Raw genomic sequence first — 22,030 nt, 5'->3', positions numbered from 1 at the left:
CGAAAATAGGCAAAGAGAAAATATAAAAAAACGAAAAGCCATTGAAATTTCAATGGCTTTTCATCTATTTAAGTTAGTTTTTAATCGTTAAAGGTAACACTACCCGAAACACTTTTATTAGAATTTACTTTTGCTTTACCGGAATAAGATATATTCCCTCCGCTACTAGCATCTGCATGTAATGTTTCTGATACATAAATTGCAACATTAGCACCGCTACTTGCTTCTGCGTTACAAGTTTTTGAAGTCAATTCTTTACCACTTACATTTGAGCCACTACTAGCATCAATAGTAGCATTAGTAGCTTCTCCTAGAATTTTAAGATTAGCGCCACTGCTAGCATCGACAGTTAGTTCATCTGTTACAATATTTACATTAACTAGAGAACCACTACTAGAATCTATTGTTAGTTTGTCTGATTTAATGGTGTTTGTTGCTGTTACATTTGCACCGCTAGAGCTTTTTAACTCAGATATATTAGGTAAAGAAACGTATACTTTCTTTGTAGCATTACCTATGTTTTCGATAGCATGAATCTTAAGGACATTGTTATTAACATCTGTTCCTATTAAATCAATAATATTCTCATCTGCCTCAACTTTAATTTCGAATACTGCTGCTTGGGTTACAATGACTTCTAAACCTTCTGAGGCCGAAATTTCTGTGAAATCTTCATTTACGGGCCTGATGTCTTGGGTTACTATTCCGTTTCCTTTAACGCCAGATCCAAATTCGCCTATTTTTATATCCATTCCGCAGGAACTTAAAAAAACGCTTAGTGCTAGTGTGATTGCAATTCTTACTAAAGTTGTCATGATTGTTGTTTTTATGATTGGTGTAAATTTGATGCTTTTTTAGGTTGTTGTATAATTATACTAACCCAACTGTTGTTTTTGATTGATGAATTGTTAAGATTACATTTAATTGCAGTTCACTAGTGGTTTAGTGTAGAGCTTTGTATTAAATACTAGTTTTCATCGGCATCAACACGAATGCCGTTTTCGTCTATTTTTAAAATAAATGATTCGCCATTGTCTTGAACATCAATATCAATACCATCTTCATTTATTTTAATTTTGCCTTTTTCTCCATTTTCGTTGATGTTGATATCTATACCATTACCATTTATTTTTACGCGATTTTCATCCTCAGAGAATTCTAATTCCTTTACAGGGCAGTCTAGGCATTGTAAGGTTCCATTGTTTCCCATCATCCATTTAAAATCATAGACATCACAGTCGTTAATTTTGCTGTCATTTTTAGTGTTTACGCGCCAGCAATTATCTACAGTATTCAAAAACTTTAATTTCATACCTTTTGGCAAGTAAATAAATACACGAACCTCTTGATTCTTAAATTTGTTTTCTCTTCGCGTTGTCAAGAATTCATCTAATTCTAGCGTGTTGCCTTCTAATCTAAATTCATAATCAATTTTTTCAGCAGTCTCTCGGGCATTTAAGAACGATTTTCCATTAGAGTTTTTTTGAACTTCTATGTGAATAAGAGAATCTTTTGAAGTTTTAAAATTAAACTCTACATCTTGAGAGGATAATATTTCTTGTCCGTTGTCATCGTAACTCACAATCATATCACCAATATTTAAAGTACGTCTATTCCAATGTAGATCATTAGAGGTAAAAGCAATATTTAAAGTGTCATTAGGGCTGTTAATGTAATACTCTGTATCTGTAATTGCGCTATCCCAGAAAGCTCTAGAAGAAGCTTGTTTAGCACCAAGTATGATAATAGCAATAAATGATATTAACCATAGGCCTAAGAGTGAAAATTTAGCGACAGACCCTATAGATTTTAAATTGGTAATTAGAATTTTTAATCCTAGATATAATAAAAAGAATAGGGGTATAGCTACTAAGAGAAAAGCCACTATGGCTACAATCCAAAAAGGAGTATTTGAAGCATCTACTAATTCATATAAGTTTAAGGGCCCTAAGTGAACAGTATCAAAAACACCCACTGTAAAGAGACCAATTAGCATAGCTATTAATCCGGCACCGCCTGTAATAATCAATATGATTCCAACAAATTTTCCTATAATTTTAAAGAAGAACATGATGATTTCGCCAAGGGTGTCAAAAAAAGTTTTCCCACTACTTTTAACTTTATTACCTACTTTTTCATAATCAACATTTTTTACACGGTCTGCAACTTCATCAAAACCCTCTTTTACTTTACGTTCAATGTTACTGATGTTCACATCTTCACCACGCATGTCTAGTTTCTGTGCGGTTGTTTTGGCTTCAGGAATCAAAATCCATAATAAGCCATAGATTAACGCAAAACTACCTCCCGAACCAACGGTTAAGACAATCCAAAGAATACGCACCCAAATAGGATCTACTCCAATATAATGCCCTAAACCAGCGGAAACACCTGCTACATATTTAGCATCAATATCTCGGTATAATTTTTTAACTCTTTTGGGCTCTTTTGAAGTGGTTACAGGTTCATCATCAAAAATATCTTCATCAACCATATAATCTTCTGGTTGCCCCATGATAGCGATCACTTCGTCTACTTCTTTGGTGGTAATTACCTGACGTTCATTGGCTAGTTTCTCATGAAATAATTCTGCGATTCTTGCTTCAATATCTGCTAAAATTTCATCACTACCTGAGGTATTTGCAAATGATCTTTTTACAGATTCTAGATAACGTCGCATTTTATTGTACGCATTTTCATCAATATGAAAAAGTATATTAGCGAGATTTATATTTACAGTTTTGTTCATCGTTAGTTGTTTTTGTTGTTGGTCACTAGGTTAGTAGCACTTCGTAATTCATCCCAAGTAGTATCTAATTCTTTGATAAATAGCTTCCCTGTTTCAGTCAATGTATAGTATTTTCTTGGTGGTCCAGAGGTAGACTCTTCCCAACGATAATTTAATAAGCCTGCATTTTTTAATCGTGTTAATAAAGGATAGATGGTACCCTCTACCACAAGCATTTTGGCATTTTTTAATGTTTCAAGGATTTCTGATGCATATTTGTCTTCTCCATTTAAAATAGAGAGGATGCAATATTCCAGTACACCTTTACGCATTTGCGCCTTTGTATTTTCTACATTCATAATTTCGTCTTGCTTTGTATGCAGCTTTTTTAGCCTCGAAATTCTTTCTGTTTTCTTAGAACTAACTTCTTGCATAGATTAACGGTTCGTTTTTTGATTGATGAATAAACATCCAGATTGATTTTTTTGATTGTGATTAATGAATAAACTCCTGTACTGAAAAGGTGTGATTAAGACCTTTTTTTACTTTATAAAATTAATAGTTAATGGATATGAAAATTCTTGACCTTCATTTGTTTTTATGACGGCTAAAATGGTATAAACAATATTTAGTGCAAATAGAGCTCCGTGTAATAAACCGCTTACTCCAAAAGGAATTAGCCAAGAACCAAACCTGAAGTCATTGCTGTCAAAATGAAAATTCATAGTATTGAAATGATTTAAATTTCCAAATGAGAAATTTCCGAAATCAAATAGGTTTGGAACTAACCCTAAAAATAATGGAATGCTTATAATGCCAATAAGTATAGAATAAAGCAATAAGCTTAATTGAAAATTTAAAGCTTGTTTTCCATTATAATCTACATACTTATATTCATTCTTATTTGCGGTCCAAAGAACCAAAGGAACTATGAAGTTTCCGAAAGGAATAAAAAACTTAGAGAACGTCGATGCATGCAAAATTGCAGAGAGGTTTTTTTCGTGTTTTGATATAGTATCTGTCATGGCTTAGTAATTTCTTATGCAAATATATGTCTAAAAAAAGGTACTATGCAACACATAGTACTGTAAATTAACTTTTTATTAACATTTGTAAGCTCGTTAATTTTCAATACTTTTATACAAAATTTAGAGTAGTTATGGGAGTTTCCGCAAGTAAGTTTAATTCGTTTACATTTTTTAAATTGCCTTCTGCTTGGTGGTGTGGTGTGCGTTTGCGTCATATAGATACAAAGAAAGCTGTAGTAACAGTAACCCATAGATGGATAAATCAAAATCCTTTTTATTCTATGTTCTGGGCAGTTCAAGGTATGGCCGCAGAATTATCTACTGGAGCTATGATGATTGATCAAATTAAAGAAAGCGGACAGAAAATATCTATGTTAGTAGCAAATAATAACGCTAGTTTCACTAAAAAGGCTACAGGTAAAATTACATTTACTTGTGAAGACGGTCATTTAATTAAAGAAGGTATTGATAAAACGGTAGCGACAGGAGAAGGCCAAACTATTTGGATGAAATCTGTAGGAGTTAATACCGATGGAGTAGTGGTATCTACCTTTAATTTTGAATGGACCATTAAGTTAAGGAAGAAATAAAATTACCTTCTTTTCCTCATTCTATAGATGAATATGGTGGGTTGGTATAGCCAAACCCCTTACATATCTATTTGCTTTGCTGTTTTTTTACATTTTCATCAATTTCGTTTGAAATTAGAGCAGTAGCTATTATGTAGCTGCTAAGATCTAATTCCTAACTTTTTAAATGAAAAAGAAAATGCGAAAATTGGTAGTGATCTTAATTCTTAGTACCGTTGGTGTAGGGTTCTCACAGGAAACAGGAAGTGTGTATATTACTTCAGAATTTTTACCAAATTCAGAAGTAGGTACTATTAAAAAAAATAAAGTAGGTTTTGATATTCCTCTAAAAACAGTATTTGGAAAGGAGACTATTAGTTTGTTTGGGGAGTATCAAAATTTAAATATTGGTTATGTTGATAAAGATGTGCCATTTGAGACCCACCAAATAGATAATTTTCAAACCGTTAGTTTAGGGCTTCTATATGATCGAGTTTTAGAAAACGGATGGGGTTTTTCTTTGAAATTAGCGCCACAAATATCTTCCAATTTTGATATCAACGCTTTTGATAGTCGAGATATATTTATCAATGGATCCTTACTATTTGATAAATTGAATACAGAGAATCAATCTATGTGGAGTTTTGGAGTTTCATATGATTTTCAAAATGGGTTAGATTTTCCAATCCCCGTTATAGCCTACACAAAACGATTGGATGAGAAGTGGGCTTATAAAATTGGATTTCCTGATGCAAGATTAAAGTGGTCTTTTCATAAAAATCACCGGATAGAAGCGTTCACCACCTTAGATGGTTTTGCAGGCAATATGAATGATGATGTGGAGATTTATAAAACAGATTATAGGGGAAATTTAAAGAGTACCTATATGTTAGGGGGGGTAGGATATACCATTAGTTTTCTAAAAGATTTTGAATTTAATGCTAAAGCAGGGTATTCCGCTTTTAATAGTATGGAAGTTCAGGATTATGACACTAATGAAGTTTATAATTTTTCAATGGAGAATGGTGCCTATTATAATTTTGGTGTAACCTATAAATTAAAAGTGAAGTCTAAGGTAAAAAGTCCTTATTACAATTAATGCAAAAAAATAAAAAGGCTCAAAAGTAAAAACAGAAATTACAGAATTATAATTTCTGTTTTTTACTTTTAACGAATATATTAGTTATTTTAATAATCTATGAGAGAAAATTATTTATTTTACGAAGAACAAAAATTTACACAATGGTGGTTGTGGTTGCTGTTATTGCTTATAATTGGGTATTTATTATTTGATTTGATAAGTTTTTCTTACTCAAGTGATGAAATATTTACTGTAGGTACGATTATTTTTAATACGGAAAACTTAATTCCTCTTATATTGGTATGTCTGGTTATTCTTCTGTTTCTAATTTTAAAATTAAAAACTACCCTATCAAAAGATTATATTCAAGTTTCATTTTTTCCTTTTTTTACAAAAAAATGGAATTGGTCAGAAATAAACACTACAGAAATTGTTACCTATGGCTTTGTAGGGTATGGAATTAGGTTGAGTTTAAAGTATGGAACGGTGTATAATATAAAAGGAAATCACGGATTAGCTATTCATTTAAAAAATGGAAAAAAGCTGATGGTGGGCACTCAAAAACCGGAAGAGTTAGCGAATGTCATCAAAAATAAATAGTGAAATTGTAACATTTGTATCCAAGACCGTACTAATAATCATCAATCAAAAAATAGATAGGACATGAATGCACATGAAATAGATTTTCAGATATTTGGGGAAGAAATGCAGTTTGTAGAAATAGAGCTAGATCCTCAAGAAGCTGTTGTCGCAGAGGCAGGGAGTTTTATGATGATGGACTCAGATATTAAAATGGATACCATTTTTGGAGACGGTTCTAATCAGGATAAAGGTGTTTTAGGTAAAATATTTTCTGCAGGAAAGCGTATGCTTACAGGGGAAAGTTTATTTATGACGGCTTTTTTAAATATAGGTCAAGTAAAACGTAAAGTTAGTTTTGCATCTCCTTATCCCGGAAAAATACTTCCGATAGATTTATCAGAAACACAAGGTAAATTTATATGCCAGAAAGATGCTTTTCTTTGTGCCGCAAAAGGTGTTTCTATTGGCATTGAATTTTCAAAACGTTTGGGCAGAGGTTTGTTTGGTGGGGAAGGATTTATCATGCAAAAATTGGAAGGAGACGGTTTGGCATTTGTGCATGCAGGAGGTACTTTGGCAAAAAAAGAATTAAAGTCAGGAGAAGTGCTCAGGGTAGATACTGGATGTATCGTAGGCTTTACACAACATGTAGATTATGATATTGAATTTGTAGGAGGTATTAAGAATACTGTATTTGGTGGGGAAGGATTATTTTATGCTACACTGCGCGGACCAGGAACCGTATATGTACAATCGTTGCCTTTTAGCAGACTGGCTGGTCGTGTTCTTGCTGCAATACCAAGCGGGGGCAATACCAAAGGAGAAGGAAGTATTCTTGGAGGTATTGGAAATTTATTAGATGGTGATAATTAATTGTAGACATAAAAAGTTTGAAAAACGGAACGGTAAAAAATATAACGAAAAAACTGTTATCAGATAACTGGTATAGGTTAGATAAATATTTCTTTGATTATCATAGAGAAGATGGTGCTTGGGAAAAACAAGAACGAGAAGTTTATGATTGTGGTGATGCTGCAGCTATTCTTTTAATGCATAAGGAAAGAGCATCTGTTATTTTAACCAAACAGTTTCGAATGCCTGCTTATCAAAATGGTGTGGCTACAGGAATGCTGGTTGAGGTTTGCGCCGGACTTTTAGAAGGAGATACTCCTGAGGTTTATCAAGAAAGAGGTTCTTGAAGAGACTGGATATCAAATTCCAGAAGTCAGTAAAGTTTTTGAGAGTTTTATGGTGCCGGGCACCGTTAAGCAAAAAGTCCACTTTTTTATAGGTTATGTGGATGATACCATGAAAATCAATGCGGGTGGTGGTGCAGATGATGAAACTGAAAATATTGAAGTGTTAGAAATTCCGCTATCCGAAGCTTATAATATGATTGCTTCTGGAGGTATAATTGATGGTAAATCAATTATGTTATTACAACATGTAAAAATACAGCAGCTTTCTTAAAGGGTCTCTAATAGTGGTCTCTTAAATTCTCGAAGAGCAATTGCATTCGTTTTTTTATTTCCTCAGTAGGTTGTTTATAGTGATTGTTCATGAAGCTAAAAATCAGAGTCTTACCCGATTTGGTTCGTAAATAGCCACTTAAACAATACACATTACCTAAAGAACCAGATTTAGCATATAGATATGGTTCGTTTATTCCTCCATACCAATTCGTCAACGTACCGGAAACTCCTCCTGCAGGAAATAAATCAAAGATTCGTTCCTGTGATTGTTCCATGTATATTTTTTTTAAAATATGAACTAAAGATTCAGGGGTAAATAAATTATACCTAGATAGTCCTGAGCCATCTACCCATCTAGGTGGCTGCTTTAAATCGGCAAGATGATGTTCTAAAATATAGCGCTGTGCTTTTTTTAAACTTAAGGTATCAGATAGTGTAGCGCTAGATAAAATAAGTAATTGTTCGGCTAGGAAATTATCACTAACCGCCATCATTCTTTTTAATATAGAATCTGTGGGGATACTATAGACTGTTTGTTTATTTACTTCAGGAAATTTGATTATTAGTTCTACATTCTTGTTTAAAGCAGAATCAAGCAAACTTTTAACTAATGTATCATCTACTATAAATGGAGTTACTGTAGTGTCTTTTTTATTGAGATCATTATAAAAAATATTGCGGTGTTGATCACGAGCCTTTGGTGCAACCATCGCTAAAATATTATTTTTGAAGAATGATGGAGTAATTGTTATGGAATCGTTTTTATAAACGGACAAAACGTTGCCATAAATAGGAAAAGAGGAACGTTCTGGCTGATAATAGGCATCATAATCCTCCCAAGCCCATCCGGGCCCATAAGCCGTCGTTTTAAAATTATTTAGATTCAATTTGATATGATTGTATCCTTTTAAAAAATGAAGAGCCGTACTGTCTTTAAAATACGGATGTAATAAACTAGGATCTCCTGTGCCTTCTATATAAATAGTATCTCCAGTAGTATGATATTTAAGGGTAGGTATATTTTTAGGCAACACATTTAAGGCAGTATATAAGGTGGCTATTTTTGTAGTACTCGCAGGAGTAAAATATTTTTCACTATTATATTTTACAAGGGTATCATTATTTATAGGGTCATAAATGAACACGCCTAAAAATTGATTATCGTAAAAAGGCTTCATAAATGCTTGTTGTGTTTCTTTACGTATTTTTTTAATTTTCGAAACGCTGCAACTGTGTAATAAGTTGATAATCAGTAATAAAAATAATATTTTTCGCATTCTTAAAGGCTAGTTCTTAGGGGAACAATTTATGCTTTTTGTCTATATTAACAACAATTTATCTATTTTTTAACTAAAATAGAGCAATAGATATTACCTTTTTATGTTTAACTTAGTAAAATCAACTAATACATATTTTAATATGACTAAATCAATGCTTGAGTACACCAAAATGGTACTTAATAAAGTTAGTTTTGATACAAAGTTATTTTGTAAAGAAGTAAAGAAAGCTTTTTCAACACTCATGCCTGAAGAAGTAGAAGAACTAAAACTCTGGTTAGAAAAGTTTATATATGATAAACCAGAACTAAAACAAAGCTTAATATACTTAACATAAAACAAAAGCCACTTTAATTAGTGGCTTTTTTATTGCGTTAATTTTTAGTGTTACTTTTTATTAAGCGGACTAATAATTTTTACGTCTTGAAAAGCAATAGCACCTCTTACAATACTAGAAATCACTTCTCTAAGCGCTTCTGTTATTTGTATTTTTAATTCGCTTTTATGATAGATTAAACTAACTTCTCTGGCAGGAGATGGACTTTCAAAATACTTTAAGTTTTCTTTTTTACGCTCATCTAGTGTTAGCGTATTTAAAAAAGGAAGTAATGTCATTCCCATTCCTTCATTTACCAAATTCACTAAGGTTTCAAAACTTCCACTTTGTAATTGAAAAGCTTCACCCTGGGCATCTTTAGATGCTTTACAAAGGTTAATAACCCCATCTCTAAAACAATGTCCGTCTCGTAAGAGTAGCACATCATTTATATCTAAATCTTCAGTCTTAAGCTTGTCTATTCCACTTAATTTATGGTTTTTAGGCACATAACCAACAAAAGGCTCATAATACAAGGGGCGTTCTTTGATATATTCTATTTCTAAAGGCGTAACAGCAATACCGGCATCTAAATGGCCGTCTTGAATATTTCGGATCATATCCTCAGTATTCTGCTCTTTAATGATAAGATTTACTTTAGGATATTTTTTGATAAAGGTATTTAAGAACATAGGTAGTAATGTAGGCATTACCGTAGGGATAATTCCCAATGTAAATTCACCTCCTATAAATCCTTTTTCTTGATCAACAATATCTTTTATTCTATTGGCTTCGTTGACAATATTTTTTGCTTGTGCTACAATTTTTTTTCCTACTTCAGTAACAGCAATTGGTTTCTTACCACGATCAAAAATTAACACATCCAGTTCATCCTCTAATTTTTGAACTTGCATGCTTAGAGTTGGCTGAGTTACGAAACTTTTTTCAGCAGCAAGAGTAAAATTTTGGTATTCGGCAACAGCCAAAACATATTGCAATTGCGTTATCGTCATTTGTATTGTTTTAGGCTATAAAAATATAAAAACTATCAATGAATCTTATGGTCTTAGGGGTATATGTTTCGTAAATTTGTTATGAAATCAAAAGCATATATTATGAAACTAAATAGCATAGGATTAGACGCCGCAAAATCAGCCCAATTAAGTGATGATTTAAATACCTTATTAGCCAACTTTCAAAGATATTATCAAAATTTAAGAGGTATTCACTGGAATATTAAAGGAAAACGCTTTTTTGACTTGCATATAAAGTTTGAGGAGTTATATACTGATGCCAATGAGAAAGTAGATATGATTGCGGAAAGGATATTAACCTTAGGTGGACTACCATTACACACCTTTGAAGATTATATTGCAAATTCTACGATTGAAGTAGGTAAAAATATTCACAAAGATGAAGCGGCAATACATTTAATTGTTGATTCTTTGAGCAAATTACTTGTTATTGAGCGTAAAATATTAAACACATCAGGAGATGCCGATGATGAGGGTACAAATTCTATGATGAGCGATTTTATTGCAGAACAAGAAAAAACTGTTTGGATGATGAAAGCTTGGTTAACAGAAGAAGTATAAATTTAATATTAGTAATAAAAAAAAGCCTCTTAGCATTATGCTAAGAGGCTTTTTTAGGTTTAAAACCGAATGGTAAATGCTAAATCTTCATTTGTTAGCGAAAATTTTGCATCATCAAAACGTGGTGGACCATAAGACATATCATTTCCAGACATACCGAAGTTTTCTTTTGGCATTCCATTAGTTTCGAAATCCATGCGCTTATTATCGTTTTCATCATGCACCGCCATAATAGCATAACTTCCAGGGACTACATTTTTAAAGCTTATATTTATTTTCCCGTCTACTATTTCACTAGCTATATTTTGTATGCCGGGCCCTTTCATAAACGTATCTGCAGTATGTAATGAAAGTAACACTTTACCATTGTTGCTAGAGATATTATCAATAGACACCGCTAGGGTGTAGCTCTGTGTTTCTTGAGCTTTGGCGAAAATAGAACATAGAATTAGAATAGCGGTAACAAGTAAATTTTTCATTTGAATCTGGTTTTTAATACCGTTGGTATGCGGTAGTAGTTATTAATAGCTCAAAGTTGAAAAATAAGAAGGAGGTGGGTAAATTTTAAAAACTCAACTGTAGAAATTGATTTCCGAATTGTAGTATTTATGCAAAAAATTAAAAAACTATGTTTTAAAGAGCTGCGTAGAATCAATTACCAATTCTCGATTTTAACCAACGGACCATTCCATCTGTTTCTTGTAAGGTAAGATTACTAGAAATTTCTAATTGCCCACCTGTAATCGGGCTCATCATTGTAGGAGCTAAAACTATTTTTTTTCCAAAATAAATGACCAGGGGTTCACCTGTGAATTCTGTAGTTATTTCTTTTAGTTTTGCACTTCCTAAAGTGTTTAAAACCAAATGGACAGAAGGCTTTCCTAAATAATTAAAACTTTGAGAAACTTCTTTTATATCAGATAAATAAATGGAAGGTGTATCTTGCAGGATAAGAGTTTCATAATTATCACCAGTAAATCCATCATAATTTTTAGTCAAATACAAACCAGAAATTGTATCTCTACTCATAGGCTTAGCTTGAGAATATGAAGCTGTTGCTAGAAACATACCTATAATTAATGGAAAAATTTTAAGGAACATATTTTAAATTTATAGGGTATTCTTTTTCATTGCTTGCGCTATAGCACAGGCATTGGCATCATCAATAGTTTCTAGTTCTGAAATTATAGTTTCATGATCTTCCGTTCTATTTTGGGATAACTTATAAGTAGCTTGGATATCATCTATTTTAATTTTAAAACCAATAACCCCTTTAACTTGCCTCAGTGTTTTGCTAGACATGTCTTCTAAGGTTATAGGATTCTTAGATGCTTTTTCGTACTTATTTACCAGTTTGTGCATAGATGCCATAACTTCGTCCTCACTAAGTATACTTAACTTCCCATATACATGAACCGCAATATAATTCCAGGTAGGAACCTCTTCTTTTTTGTACCAAGATGATGATATGTAGGAGTGTGGTCCATTAAAAATACAAAGTACGGTACCATTTTCTGTAAAATGTTTTCCCTGTGGATTTGCTCTTGCAATATGGCCTACTAAAATATCGGAGCCATCATGGTCAGTATCTAATTCTAAAGGAATATGTGTAGCCCAAGGTTTATTGTCTACTTGGTTTACAAGGATGCCAAAACTATTTTCAATTAAAAATTGTTTGATTTCTTTTAAATCCTTTTGCTCGTAATATTTTGGAGTGAACATTATAGTTAGCTTTTAAGTTTAAAAGTAACTATTAATCATTTAAAACGAGTAGAATATATGTAATTATAAAGAGTGTTTTTTTATTGTAAAACTAAATTTAGAACCTTTTCCTAGAGTAGATCTCACCGTAATCTCACCCCCTAATTTTTCAATTATTTTTTTTACGGTGGCTAAACCTATTCCGTTACCCCTTACTCCAAATTTATCTTGGGGACTATTGATGGTGAAAATATCAAAAATACGGTCATACTTATCTTCAGGAATACCTGGGCCATTATCAGCAACATAAAACAGGTAGTGTGTTTTAGATGCGTCAATTCCAATTGTAATTTGAACCTCTCCTTTGTCATTGTATTTTATGGCATTGGTTACTAAATTTATGAGTATTTGATCTAATGCGGTTTCATTAATAGTAATCTTTTTTAATTCTGATATAACTGTTAAATGAATATGAGGGTTACTGCTAAATATGCTATTGATGTTATTCTTTACATTTTCTATGCTAACCTCTTTAGTTTTTTCTTTTAAAAGGTTGTCACTCTTACTGTATTCTAATAAGCCTTCAATAAGTCCTTTTAACCGGTTAGAAGAACTCACAATCATATTTAAAATATCTGATCCTTGTGTATCTATATTGATTCCATATTGATCGATGAAAATATCTGTTAAGGTGGTAATATTATTTAATGGAGACTTCAAATCATGGGCCGCAATATAGGCAAAGCATTCTAGTTCTGTGTTTTTCTCTTTTTGATTGACTAAGGCCTGCTGTAGTAAGAGTTCATTTCTACGAAGCTCTATTAACTTCATAACTTGATTGGATAGCGCTTGAAGCGATTCTATCTGACTTTTGTTTAAGGTCTTTGGTTCGTGATCTATAACGCATAAAGAGCCAATAGGTAAGTTGTTTGCCGTCATTAAAGGAACTCCAGCATAAAAAACCACATTAGATTCTCCTGTAACCATAGGGTTGTCAAAAAAGCGCTCGTCTTTTCTAGTATCAGGAACGATAAATACATCGCCAGAGTGATTTATGGTATGACCACAAAAAGATATCTCTCTAGGAGTTTCTTTTATATCTACGCCATAGGAAGACTTAAACCATTGCCGATTTTCATCTACAAGGGTAATCATTGAAATAGGAGTGCCACATATTTCGGAGGCTATCTTAGATAAATTATCGTAGTCTTCTTCGGGTAAAGAGTCTAAAATATTATAAGATTGAAGCTCGGCTAATCTTTTTTCTTCTTCTTTGTGTGCTTTTGGAGCAAGCATGCTTTTGATTTATGAAGTGAGAAATATATTACAAATAGAAGAACGAAAAACTAATAGTATAATTGTATCGAAGCCTTAATTTAACATATTTTATTATATAGGTTTATAAAAATAAAAAAGACCGAAGAATCGGCCTTTTTCCAGGTGCTGTAAAATTTGTTTTAAGGCTTCGGGATTGCGGCTGTACCGCCTATTTTATCTTTTTTAATTTGTCGTTGGATTTTCTTAATGGCAGATTCGATAGATTTTTCGGGTTCAATAATATTGTATTCTCCCCAGAAGTCAGGATCAGAGAAACCTAGGGCTTCATCACTAAGAATAATATTTCTGCGTAATTTTTCTTTTCCTTTTAAGTTTTTACCTTCATTTTTTTCCCAATCGGTTACGGCCATTTCACAGGTCATGCTATACACAGAATTAAACCATCGATCATCCCAATTAATTTTGAACTCCAACATGACATTACTGTAGCCATAATACCACTTATTATCTTTCTCTCTATAGTCTACACGATAAGCCACAGCAGTAGGGTATACATTGGCTTTAGCAGGTTTGCGTTTTACAAACATACGTGCGGCGTTTTCTCTATCCGTAATATTTAATTCATAAATAGCGCTAGTTAAAATTTTATGTTCAGCATCTATAAACAGCTGTCCTTTATAGAGTTGGTCTGTCAAGTTTTCTTTCTGAGAGAAATTTATAACATAGATTAATTGATCATTAATTCTAGCGGAACGTTCAAAGGTATAGTTGTAAAGCGGAATAGTTTCTTGTGTAAAGACATACTCCGGATATTTCATTAAGTCGATAAATAGGGTGTTGAATGGGCCTCCTTGTAATTTTAAAGTTAAGGTATCTAATTTACTGTAATCAGTACTTTTTCTAGCTTTATATAATTCTACCGCATCATTTTGTTTGGTAGTATATGGCGCTTTATGAATATTGACTACCGCTTCTGATAAAGAAACATTCTTCTTTCTTTTTTTTATAGTCTCGCGGTAAAAAGCAGTCATAAGGGTTGGGAATTCAAAATAATCTGCACCTTTTTTATTTAATGTTTCTCGAACCAGAAGTTCTGCATTCTTAGGGACAACGATATTAACCTCAGATAAAGCGGTAACTGCTGTTTCTAAGGCAATCTTATTACTTTCTTTAAGTTCTTTTAGGCTTAACTCTTTTGTCTTATATCCTAAAAAGCTTATGGAAACTGTGGCGTCTGCCAAAGCTTTAGGAACTTTTAAAGCAAAATCTCCCTCTGTGTTTGTGACTGTACTTATATTAGAATTTTGTATGGTAATTGTTGCAAATACAAGTTCTTTTTTACTATTAGCATCTATAATTTTACCTTTGTACTGATTAAATTCTTCTTGTTGCTCTTCTTGTAAAATAGTAGCAGCATTGCTTTGTGGTGTAGCTCCGAAGATTAGTAAGGCCACCAATAATGCTTTCCATGATTTAAAATGGGAATAATTAGGTTTGCTTTTCATAGTATTAGTTTTAAGGTGAATCGTTGAGTCTTCCTTATAAGGTACTAATTTTTAGTAAGATAACTACTATAAAAAAGCAATATTCAGTTTTCGGAATAGAACAGCTTACTTTATAGGATACGTATTATAGCATTTTGTAATTCTTTGGAAGTGGGTGTTTCAAACCAATCTTCCATAAACTGAAAATTTTCATTCGTAACTTCGAAAGAAAAAGTAGCTCCTTTTTTGATATTTCGTTGCATAACCCGTTTTTGTCGTTCTTTTTTAGGGATATCTAGAAAGTGAAGTTCAACTTCAATGCTATTTGCTTGAGCAAAATCTCTAAACTTTTGCCGATGCTCATATTTTGAAAATCCTAAGTCTAGAATAGCATCTACTCCAATTCTTTGTAATTGTAGCAGCTGTTCTTGCATCAGGTCCTCTGCGCGATCAATTCGTTCCAGAAACCAAGCTAAACCATCCTCATCTTTTTTATCTGGAAGAAAAAGAATAGAATTCCAGACGTCTATAGAAAACAAAAAACCACCAACTTTTTCTTTAAGTTGGTGGGAATAGGTTGTTTTACCTGCGCCAGTATTACCTACAATTAAGTATATCATTGGCTTAGGGTATTAGTTAAGCTTCAGTGTCATTTTCAGCGTCTACGCTATCATTTTCTTCTTCAACTTCCTCTTTGTTTAAATTGTTTTTAAGAATATTAAGCTTCTTTAATTTTGCCTTCCAAGTAGCTAAATCTTCTTTATGTGCGTTAATCTTTTTAATTACGTCTTTTACAACAGGACTATCTTCAGAAGCATTTGAAAAGAATTGTAAATTGTTTTCTAGCTGGCGAACTTCACTTTTGCTTTCATCAATTTTACGGCGGATAAAAGTACGTTCTCTTTGTAAAGCATGTTCTGTATTTTCACCATTGGTGATTTGCTGAATTTTATTACCATACTTCATCATTTCAGCTTCTTGACGTTCTATGTCTAGCTTTTTGAATAAGGCATCTAATATTTTATTGAATTTAGCATTGATGCTTTTCTTATTGAAAGGCACGCGACCAATTGCTTTCCATTCTGCTATAAAACCTTTAATAGCGTCTAAATCTTCATTTCTATTACCTGATAAATGAAAACCTTGCAGACGCTCTAGACAAGCAGCTTTAAGCTCAAAATTTTCTAACTCGTCTTTTTGTGCTTCATTCTTACTTGCATTTAAACGATCAAAATAATAGTTACACGCATCTTTAAATTGTTTCCAGATTTTATCAGAAAACTTACGAGGAACATGGCCAATTTTTTTCCACTCGTTCTGTATGCGCTTCATTTCAGAAGTAGCCATTTCTGTGTCTTCACTATCTTTTAAAGATAGTGCTAGCTCTAATAAGGCTCTCTTCTTATCTAAATTATCTTGTTGCTCTTTCTTTTGATCTTTATAGAAAGCATTCTTTTGTCTATTAAAATCACGAACACTATCTTTAAAAGAAGCCCAAGTTTTTTCATTTACTTTTTGTGGTACTTTCCCAGCACTGAAGAAGCTTTCTCTAAGCGCTTCAATTTCCTTAATTTGCTGTTGTAAACCTTTATGGTTTTTAGAAACATTTGTGGTGATAGCCTTAATGCCTTCTATAATCTCATGTTTTTTCACAAGATTTACTTCATAGGTTTTTTCAAGTTCGGCAAAATGTCCTTGTCGTCTGCTATGTAGTGCTTTTGTAGCATTGCTAAAACGTTCCCAGATAGCCTCACGGTGTTCTTTGTCTACAGGGCCAATATCTTCTTTCCAGATTTTATGTAGGGTCTGTAATTCTTGAAATGCCGTATTTAAGTCAGCTACTGTTTCTAGTGCTTCTGCTCTTTCTACAAGTTTTTGTTTTTCTTCCAGATTTCGTTTGAAATCTAAATCTCTTAATTCACGATTTAGATGTAAGAAATCATAAAATATTTCAATATGATGGTGGTATGTTCGCCATACATCATTATAATTATTTCTTGGAATAGGTCCGGCAGTACGCCAGCTTTCCTGTAAATCTTTAAAATTTTTGTAGGTAGTGTTTATGTCTTCTTCTACATTAACCAATCCCTTTAAATCTTCAATAATTTGAAGTCTTTTTTCAAGATTGTCTTTTAAACTATTTTCAAGACTCTTGTGGTATTGGTTTTTCTTTTCACGATATTCTGAATAAACCTCATTGAATTGTCTTTTAGTGACAGAGTTGTATTTAAAGTCTATTTCGTTTCCGCCATTGCTGACAAATTCTTCTTTTTTATGCTCTAAAAATTCTTGAAATTTTAAATCAAACTCATACTTAATACCATCTATATGTTTTCTAATGGCTTGTACTTTCTCATTCTTAACAAGTCGTTGTAATTCTCCCACTAAATTCTCCATAGACATTGCGTGGTAATCCAAAAGAGGAATAACATGCCTTTGGTGATTATCAGTGTCTTCTGCATCTTCTGCATTAGAATCATCAATTTCCTCAAGAACATCTTCACTAACAATGTTCTCCTCATTGAGCTCTTTGCTTTCTTCAGCGGTGCTTTTAGAAGTTGCTTCTACATCATCAGTAGCTTGGTTTTCTGAAGGAGTATTCACCACTTCATTTGTTTCTACTGAATTTTCCTTACTACTATCATTTGATAGTTTCTCGTCTTTCTCGTCCAACATTATGTACGTATTTGGCTTTTTTGCCTAATTCATTGGTAAGATAGTAACAACCACTTGAATACCAAAAAAAATGTAAAAAAGTTGTGTAGAAAATCTAATTATTTATGGATTGTAACTTTAAAAGCCACGCGGCTAGCTATTCCATATTTCCCAAGCTTTCTCTGCTTGTAGTTCCAGCATTTTATCGCCATTCTTAATCTGTGCCCCTTGTGCTTCTCCAGCTACTAAAAAAGCTGTCTTTTCGGGGTTATAAATTAAATCAAATAACAAATGCTTCGTTGTAATAAATTCATAGGGTAAAGCGGGCTTTTCGTGAATAGCTGGAAATGTTCCAACGGGCGTACAATTAACAAGAACGGTATAGTCTTCCATTAGTTGCTGGTTCAGTTCCTCGTAGGTAAATTGCCCCTCTTTTTTTCTTCTAGAAACAAAAGTATACTCAATTCCCAACGCTTTAAACACAAATGCGATGGCTTTAGAAGCGCCTCCTGTTCCTAAGATTAATGCTTTTTTATGATGTGGTTGTATAAAAGGTTCTATAGACTTTTGAAATCCGTAATAGTCGGTATTGTATCCTTTTAGTCCGTCTTTTGTAAATTTAATAGTGTTTACTGCCCCAATAGCCTTTGCTTTTTCATCAATAAGAGCTAAAAAAGGGAACACTTCCTCTTTATAGGGTATGGTGATGTTGAAGCCATTAATATTCGTATTCTTTTTTAAAACCTCGCTAAGTTCATTTATGTCTTGAAAATCAAAGTTTTCGTAGGAGTAATTAGGTAGCTCTAAGTCTTTAAATTTCTGAGTAAAATAGGCCCTTGAAAAAGAGTAATCGATATCTTTTCCTATTAAGCCAAAACGAATTTTATTTTCTTTGTTTTCCATACCAATCTAAACCTAAAAATATAAAGATACCTACTGCTACAAATAAAAATGCCCACCATGTTTCTGAACTCGTGATCTCTGGTAAATATCTTTTGTAATTAACTATAATTTCATTGCCATTGGAATCTAACTGTAGGCTTCCGTCTACTGTTGTTTTTAGGATTGTTTTTTTCCAAGGCCAAACAACGCCTAATGATCCTGTAATAAAACCTATGATGATGGCAGTTGTAATGTGTTTAAAATGTTTGAGCAAGTAGGTGAGCAAGTGTGATAATGTTACTAAGCCTACTGTAGAGCCTGCGGTAAACACGGCTAATATTTTCAAGGTTTTTACTCTTTTTTCATTTTGATAAAAACTAAAATCGCCCTGTAGAAATTCTGAAAACGTATCAAAAAGAGAATTTACAGAATCGACCAATAGCAAGACATAGTTTCCTAGTAAAATTAAGATGAATGATCCTGATAATCCAGGAAGTGTCATACCTGAAACACTTATGATTCCGCAGAAAAAAATAAAAACTAGATTATCATTTTGCGTTGCTGGATTAAGAAAGCTAATGGCAATTCCTAAGATTAAACCGAATATTCCTGCTGAAATAGTCTTCCTATTCCAATGGTTGAAATCTTTAGAAATATAATAGATTGAGCCAATGATCATACCGAAGAAGGCCGACCAAACATAGAGTTCTTTACGCTCCAAAAAGTAATCTAAAAGTTTAGAGATGCTGAAGTAACTCACTAGCATCCCAAAAATTAATAAAGCTAAGAACTGACCATTAATATATCTATAAAAGCTTTTAAATCTACTGTTGAAAAGAAGCTTAAAAGCCTTTAGGTTTACTTTTTGGAGTGAATAAATAAACTCTTCATAAAATCCGCCTACAAAGGCTACAATACCTCCAGAAACTCCAGGAACTTTATTTGCGGCACCCATGCACAAGCCTTTTATGACAAGCCAAAACTTATCTGAAAATGTTCTAGGTGCTTGCATAACTACACGGTTTACTTTTTAGAGGCTAATTTTTCTAAGAGTAATATCAAAGAAAAACCAACAAGGGCTAAAATAATAGCAAACATCAATTGGTGATCACCCTCATAAGAAAAAGGAGAAACACTTTCTTCAGATACCGTGATAATTTTGTCGCCGAAAACTTTGGTCTCTAGTATTTTTTTCCAAGGCCATATTTTATTTAGGGATCCTAAAATAAATCCAGTAAGTACGGCTAAGGTTATATCCTTATAATGCTTAAACATCCATTTTAAAAGTCTGGCAAAGCTCAATAGTCCAAATATTGCACCTAAACCAACGGTAGCTACAATTTTTAAATCATACTCATGAACAGCATCTAAAATAACTTTATAAGACCCTAAAAGTACGAGGATAAAAGCACCTGAGATGCCTGGTAGTATCATGGCACATATGGCTAAGGCTCCAGATAAAAATAAAAAAGGCAAGCTATCTGTATTTTCAGCAGGGGGTAGGGTAGTAATATAATAAGCCATACCAGTGCCAATGACAAGCATAACGATAGTAGCTAAATTCCATTTTTCAACAGATTTACCTACAAATAAGATACTAGCAACTACAAGGCCAAAAAAGAAAGACCATAAAAGTACAGGTTGGTTTAAAAGTAACCAACTAATTCCTTTCGCAAGAGAAAGTACGCTAATTCCAATTCCTAAAAATAGTGCTACTAAGAAATTTCCGTTAAGTTGCTTCCAAAAGCTTTTTATACCCAATGTTTTTAAGGTTTTAAAAAGCGAAATATCTACATTGTTTATAGAATCTATAAGCTCTTCGTAAATTCCAGAAATAAATGCGATGGTACCACCAGAAACACCTGGTACTACATCTGCAGCACCCATTGCCATTCCTTTTAAGGTGATAAAAAAATAGTGTAATAAATTGCGATTTTCCATAAGCTAAAAAAACAAAAATAGTTTTTTTATTTGGAATCGTTTTTATATTGTTCTAATATGTTTTGCATCCAATCTGTAGCACAGAATTTTGGGTAATTAATTTGAAAAGTTTCTAAGCCTTTGGAATTTAAAATTAATGCTTCCGTAACGTAATCTCGTGCCATTTTAATATCTCCCAACAAACTATGATTACCAGAAAGTGCAAATAAAATATCTGCTTCCTCAGGATGAAATTCTTTTCCTTGTGTGAGTATGGCAATAGCAGATTCGTAATTTTCATTTTTCTCATTGACAAAAGCCCATAATAGCCAAGTATCTAATTCGTAGTTACCAAAGTCTACCGCTTGTTTAAAGGCAAAGTCTGCCTCGTCATAGCGTTGAATTGCAGCATTTATTTTACCGCTTTTTTTCCAATACACCGGATTCTCACTGTCAATATTTATGGCTTTACTGATGTAATAAGCCGCTCGGTCATAGTTTTTTAGACGGTAATAAAAATCGGTAATGGCTAACCAGCCTTTGTCAAGAAGTGGATCTTCATGAACCGTATGGTAGAAATAATATTTCGCCATTTCTTCATTTCCTAATTTTTCATGGCATTTGCCAATACGTAAATAGGCATGAGAAGTAGGGTCTTCTATAGTAATGGTAGTTTCGTAATTATCAATAGCTTCATTGTATAGGCCCAGTTTTTCTAATACTTTTCCTTTTTCAAAATAAGCACCTATAAATCTATCATCTGAAATAATAGCAAAATCAAAGGCACTTAAAGCTTCCTTGTACATTTTTTTTGAGAAGTACTGTTTCCCCAATTGATGCCATGCAACTTCGGAATAGGGATTTTCCTCTAGATAATCATTAAGATACACAATGGCGCCATCAAAATCTTCTAAAAACTCAAAGCAGTAAATTACGTTGTATAAGGAAGAATAATCTTCATCATCAAACTCAACGCATTTCATGAAGCTCTTTTTGGCCATTTCAAAATCGTCCATGAAAAGATACTCCATTCCTAACAAGGAATAAATGTCAAAACCATCATCGGTTAAGTCCAGCGCTTTCTGAAGTAAATTTATAGCTCCTATATGATCATCTTTTTTAGAAAAAATATTAGCACGTTGAATGTATATTTCTTCATTTCGATGATCTAGTTGCTGTAAATCATCCAGCATATTTTCAGCTTCTTCAAGTTTGTTTTCAAAAACAAAAACTTCTATTTGCAAAAGTTTTAGCTCAATTGCACCTGGATGTTGCTGTAAGCCAATCTTAATAGCCTTCTTTGCCAACGCAATTTTTCCATTGTTTAGATAATGATGAATAATATCCTCAAAATCTTCCGAGTCAAAAAAATAGACATCATCTGTCTTTAACATGGATTCAAACTTGGTAATAGGTTGGCTTGGTCTTTCTTCTGCATCTAATGCCATAGGCCTTTTTTTTT

The 22,030-nt window shown here is 32.9% G+C and carries 25 protein-coding genes; 8 read left to right on the top strand and 17 right to left on the bottom strand.

Annotated features, from left to right (window positions below):
• Positions 1–80: 80 nt before the first annotated feature.
• From BLQ19_RS13440 to BLQ19_RS13425, 4 genes are all read right to left on the bottom strand, one after another.
• Complete coding sequence (locus tag BLQ19_RS13440; protein WP_024479991.1) at positions 81–815, bottom strand: head GIN domain-containing protein; 735 nt, start codon at positions 813–815, stop codon at positions 81–83.
• Between the two features lie 152 nt (positions 816–967).
• Positions 968–2,749: a PspC domain-containing protein gene (locus BLQ19_RS13435; protein WP_074538685.1), complete on the bottom strand. Its 1,782-nt coding sequence runs from the start codon at positions 2,747–2,749 to the stop codon at positions 968–970.
• Between the two features lie 2 nt (positions 2,750–2,751).
• Positions 2,752–3,087, bottom strand: a complete 336-nt coding sequence (locus BLQ19_RS13430; protein WP_074538757.1) for a PadR family transcriptional regulator — start codon at positions 3,085–3,087, stop codon at positions 2,752–2,754.
• A 183-nt stretch (positions 3,088–3,270) separates the two neighbouring features.
• Positions 3,271–3,753, bottom strand: a complete 483-nt coding sequence (locus BLQ19_RS13425) for a DUF4870 domain-containing protein (protein WP_024479994.1) — start codon at positions 3,751–3,753, stop codon at positions 3,271–3,273.
• A 134-nt stretch (positions 3,754–3,887) separates the two neighbouring features.
• Between BLQ19_RS13425 and BLQ19_RS13420 the strand changes: the two genes are divergently transcribed.
• From BLQ19_RS13420 to BLQ19_RS21795, 6 genes are all read left to right on the top strand, one after another.
• Positions 3,888–4,346 carry a DUF4442 domain-containing protein gene (locus BLQ19_RS13420; protein WP_074538684.1) on the top strand — a complete coding sequence of 153 codons (459 nt, stop codon included), beginning with the start codon at positions 3,888–3,890 and terminating at the stop codon, positions 4,344–4,346.
• Between the two features lie 166 nt (positions 4,347–4,512).
• Entirely contained in the window at positions 4,513–5,424 is a 912-nt protein-coding gene (locus tag BLQ19_RS13415) for a DUF6268 family outer membrane beta-barrel protein (protein WP_074538683.1), read from the top strand.
• Positions 5,425–5,523: 99 nt separating this feature from the next.
• Positions 5,524–6,006 carry a hypothetical protein gene (locus BLQ19_RS13410; RefSeq protein ID WP_074538682.1) on the top strand — a complete coding sequence of 161 codons (483 nt, stop codon included), beginning with the start codon at positions 5,524–5,526 and terminating at the stop codon, positions 6,004–6,006.
• 63 nt (positions 6,007–6,069) lie between these two features.
• Positions 6,070–6,861, top strand: a complete 792-nt coding sequence (locus BLQ19_RS13405; RefSeq protein ID WP_024479997.1) for a TIGR00266 family protein — start codon at positions 6,070–6,072, stop codon at positions 6,859–6,861.
• Positions 6,862–6,878: 17 nt separating this feature from the next.
• Positions 6,879–7,187, top strand: coding sequence for an NUDIX hydrolase (locus BLQ19_RS21800; RefSeq protein ID WP_367888697.1), 309 nt, complete (start codon positions 6,879–6,881; stop codon positions 7,185–7,187).
• Complete coding sequence (locus BLQ19_RS21795) at positions 7,153–7,458, top strand: NUDIX hydrolase (protein ID WP_367888698.1); 306 nt, start codon at positions 7,153–7,155, stop codon at positions 7,456–7,458. The genes BLQ19_RS21800 and BLQ19_RS21795 overlap by 35 nt, the downstream gene beginning before the upstream one ends.
• Before the next feature lie 7 nt (positions 7,459–7,465).
• On the opposite strand, the gene BLQ19_RS13395 is transcribed toward BLQ19_RS21795, so the two are convergent.
• Positions 7,466–8,638 carry a D-alanyl-D-alanine carboxypeptidase/D-alanyl-D-alanine-endopeptidase gene (locus BLQ19_RS13395; RefSeq protein WP_367888696.1) on the bottom strand — a complete coding sequence of 391 codons (1,173 nt, stop codon included), beginning with the start codon at positions 8,636–8,638 and terminating at the stop codon, positions 7,466–7,468.
• 241 nt (positions 8,639–8,879) lie between these two features.
• Between BLQ19_RS13395 and BLQ19_RS13390 the strand changes: the two genes are divergently transcribed.
• A complete protein-coding gene (locus tag BLQ19_RS13390; protein WP_024480000.1) occupies positions 8,880–9,074 on the top strand; it encodes a hypothetical protein in 195 nt (64 codons plus the stop codon).
• Positions 9,075–9,124: 50 nt separating this feature from the next.
• Here BLQ19_RS13390 and BLQ19_RS13385 read toward each other — a convergent pair whose 3' ends face one another.
• Entirely contained in the window at positions 9,125–10,066 is a 942-nt protein-coding gene (locus tag BLQ19_RS13385) for a LysR substrate-binding domain-containing protein (protein WP_024480001.1), read from the bottom strand.
• Between the two features lie 102 nt (positions 10,067–10,168).
• Between BLQ19_RS13385 and BLQ19_RS13380 the strand changes: the two genes are divergently transcribed.
• Complete coding sequence (locus BLQ19_RS13380) at positions 10,169–10,648, top strand: Dps family protein (protein WP_024480002.1); 480 nt, start codon at positions 10,169–10,171, stop codon at positions 10,646–10,648.
• 59 nt (positions 10,649–10,707) lie between these two features.
• Here the strand turns inward: BLQ19_RS13380 and BLQ19_RS13375 are convergent, their stop codons facing one another.
• The 11 genes from BLQ19_RS13375 to BLQ19_RS13325 all read right to left on the bottom strand — a co-directional run bounded on the left by BLQ19_RS13375 (position 10,708) and on the right by BLQ19_RS13325 (position 22,016).
• Positions 10,708–11,127 (bottom strand): DUF2141 domain-containing protein, encoded by a 420-nt coding sequence (locus BLQ19_RS13375; RefSeq protein ID WP_074538680.1) that lies wholly within the window; start codon positions 11,125–11,127, stop codon positions 10,708–10,710.
• A gap of 172 nt (positions 11,128–11,299) precedes the next feature.
• Positions 11,300–11,749, bottom strand: a complete 450-nt coding sequence (locus BLQ19_RS13370; RefSeq protein ID WP_024480004.1) for a SecDF P1 head subdomain-containing protein — start codon at positions 11,747–11,749, stop codon at positions 11,300–11,302.
• 9 nt (positions 11,750–11,758) lie between these two features.
• On the bottom strand, positions 11,759–12,370 hold the full coding sequence (locus BLQ19_RS13365; protein WP_024480005.1) for an FMN-binding negative transcriptional regulator: 612 nt from the start codon (positions 12,368–12,370) through the stop codon (positions 11,759–11,761).
• Between the two features lie 63 nt (positions 12,371–12,433).
• Positions 12,434–13,645 (bottom strand): sensor histidine kinase, encoded by a 1,212-nt coding sequence (locus tag BLQ19_RS13360; protein WP_074538679.1) that lies wholly within the window; start codon positions 13,643–13,645, stop codon positions 12,434–12,436.
• Between the two features lie 161 nt (positions 13,646–13,806).
• A complete protein-coding gene (locus BLQ19_RS13355) occupies positions 13,807–15,132 on the bottom strand; it encodes a carboxypeptidase-like regulatory domain-containing protein (RefSeq protein WP_074538678.1) in 1,326 nt (441 codons plus the stop codon).
• A 110-nt stretch (positions 15,133–15,242) separates the two neighbouring features.
• Complete coding sequence (locus tag BLQ19_RS13350; RefSeq protein WP_074538677.1) at positions 15,243–15,731, bottom strand: P-loop nucleotide/nucleoside kinase family protein; 489 nt, start codon at positions 15,729–15,731, stop codon at positions 15,243–15,245.
• A 16-nt stretch (positions 15,732–15,747) separates the two neighbouring features.
• Positions 15,748–17,787, bottom strand: a complete 2,040-nt coding sequence (locus BLQ19_RS13345) for a DUF349 domain-containing protein (protein ID WP_074538676.1) — start codon at positions 17,785–17,787, stop codon at positions 15,748–15,750.
• A 132-nt stretch (positions 17,788–17,919) separates the two neighbouring features.
• Positions 17,920–18,669, bottom strand: a complete 750-nt coding sequence (locus BLQ19_RS13340; RefSeq protein WP_074538675.1) for a shikimate dehydrogenase family protein — start codon at positions 18,667–18,669, stop codon at positions 17,920–17,922.
• Complete coding sequence (locus BLQ19_RS13335) at positions 18,650–19,660, bottom strand: DUF368 domain-containing protein (RefSeq protein WP_074538674.1); 1,011 nt, start codon at positions 19,658–19,660, stop codon at positions 18,650–18,652. Before BLQ19_RS13335 ends, BLQ19_RS13340 begins: the two co-directional genes overlap by 20 nt.
• 11 nt (positions 19,661–19,671) lie before the next feature.
• Positions 19,672–20,589 (bottom strand): polyprenyl-phosphate transporter, encoded by a 918-nt coding sequence (locus BLQ19_RS13330; protein ID WP_074538673.1) that lies wholly within the window; start codon positions 20,587–20,589, stop codon positions 19,672–19,674.
• A gap of 26 nt (positions 20,590–20,615) precedes the next feature.
• Positions 20,616–22,016 carry a tetratricopeptide repeat protein gene (locus BLQ19_RS13325; protein WP_074538672.1) on the bottom strand — a complete coding sequence of 467 codons (1,401 nt, stop codon included), beginning with the start codon at positions 22,014–22,016 and terminating at the stop codon, positions 20,616–20,618.
• Between the last annotated feature and the right edge of the window lie 14 nt (positions 22,017–22,030).

It is taken from the genome of Cellulophaga baltica (assembly GCF_900102165.1).
Classification (GTDB): Bacteria; Bacteroidota; Bacteroidia; order Flavobacteriales; family Flavobacteriaceae; genus Cellulophaga; species Cellulophaga baltica.
Note: the sequence above shows the minus strand (reverse complement) of the source record. Positions and strands in the feature narration are given on the sequence as shown.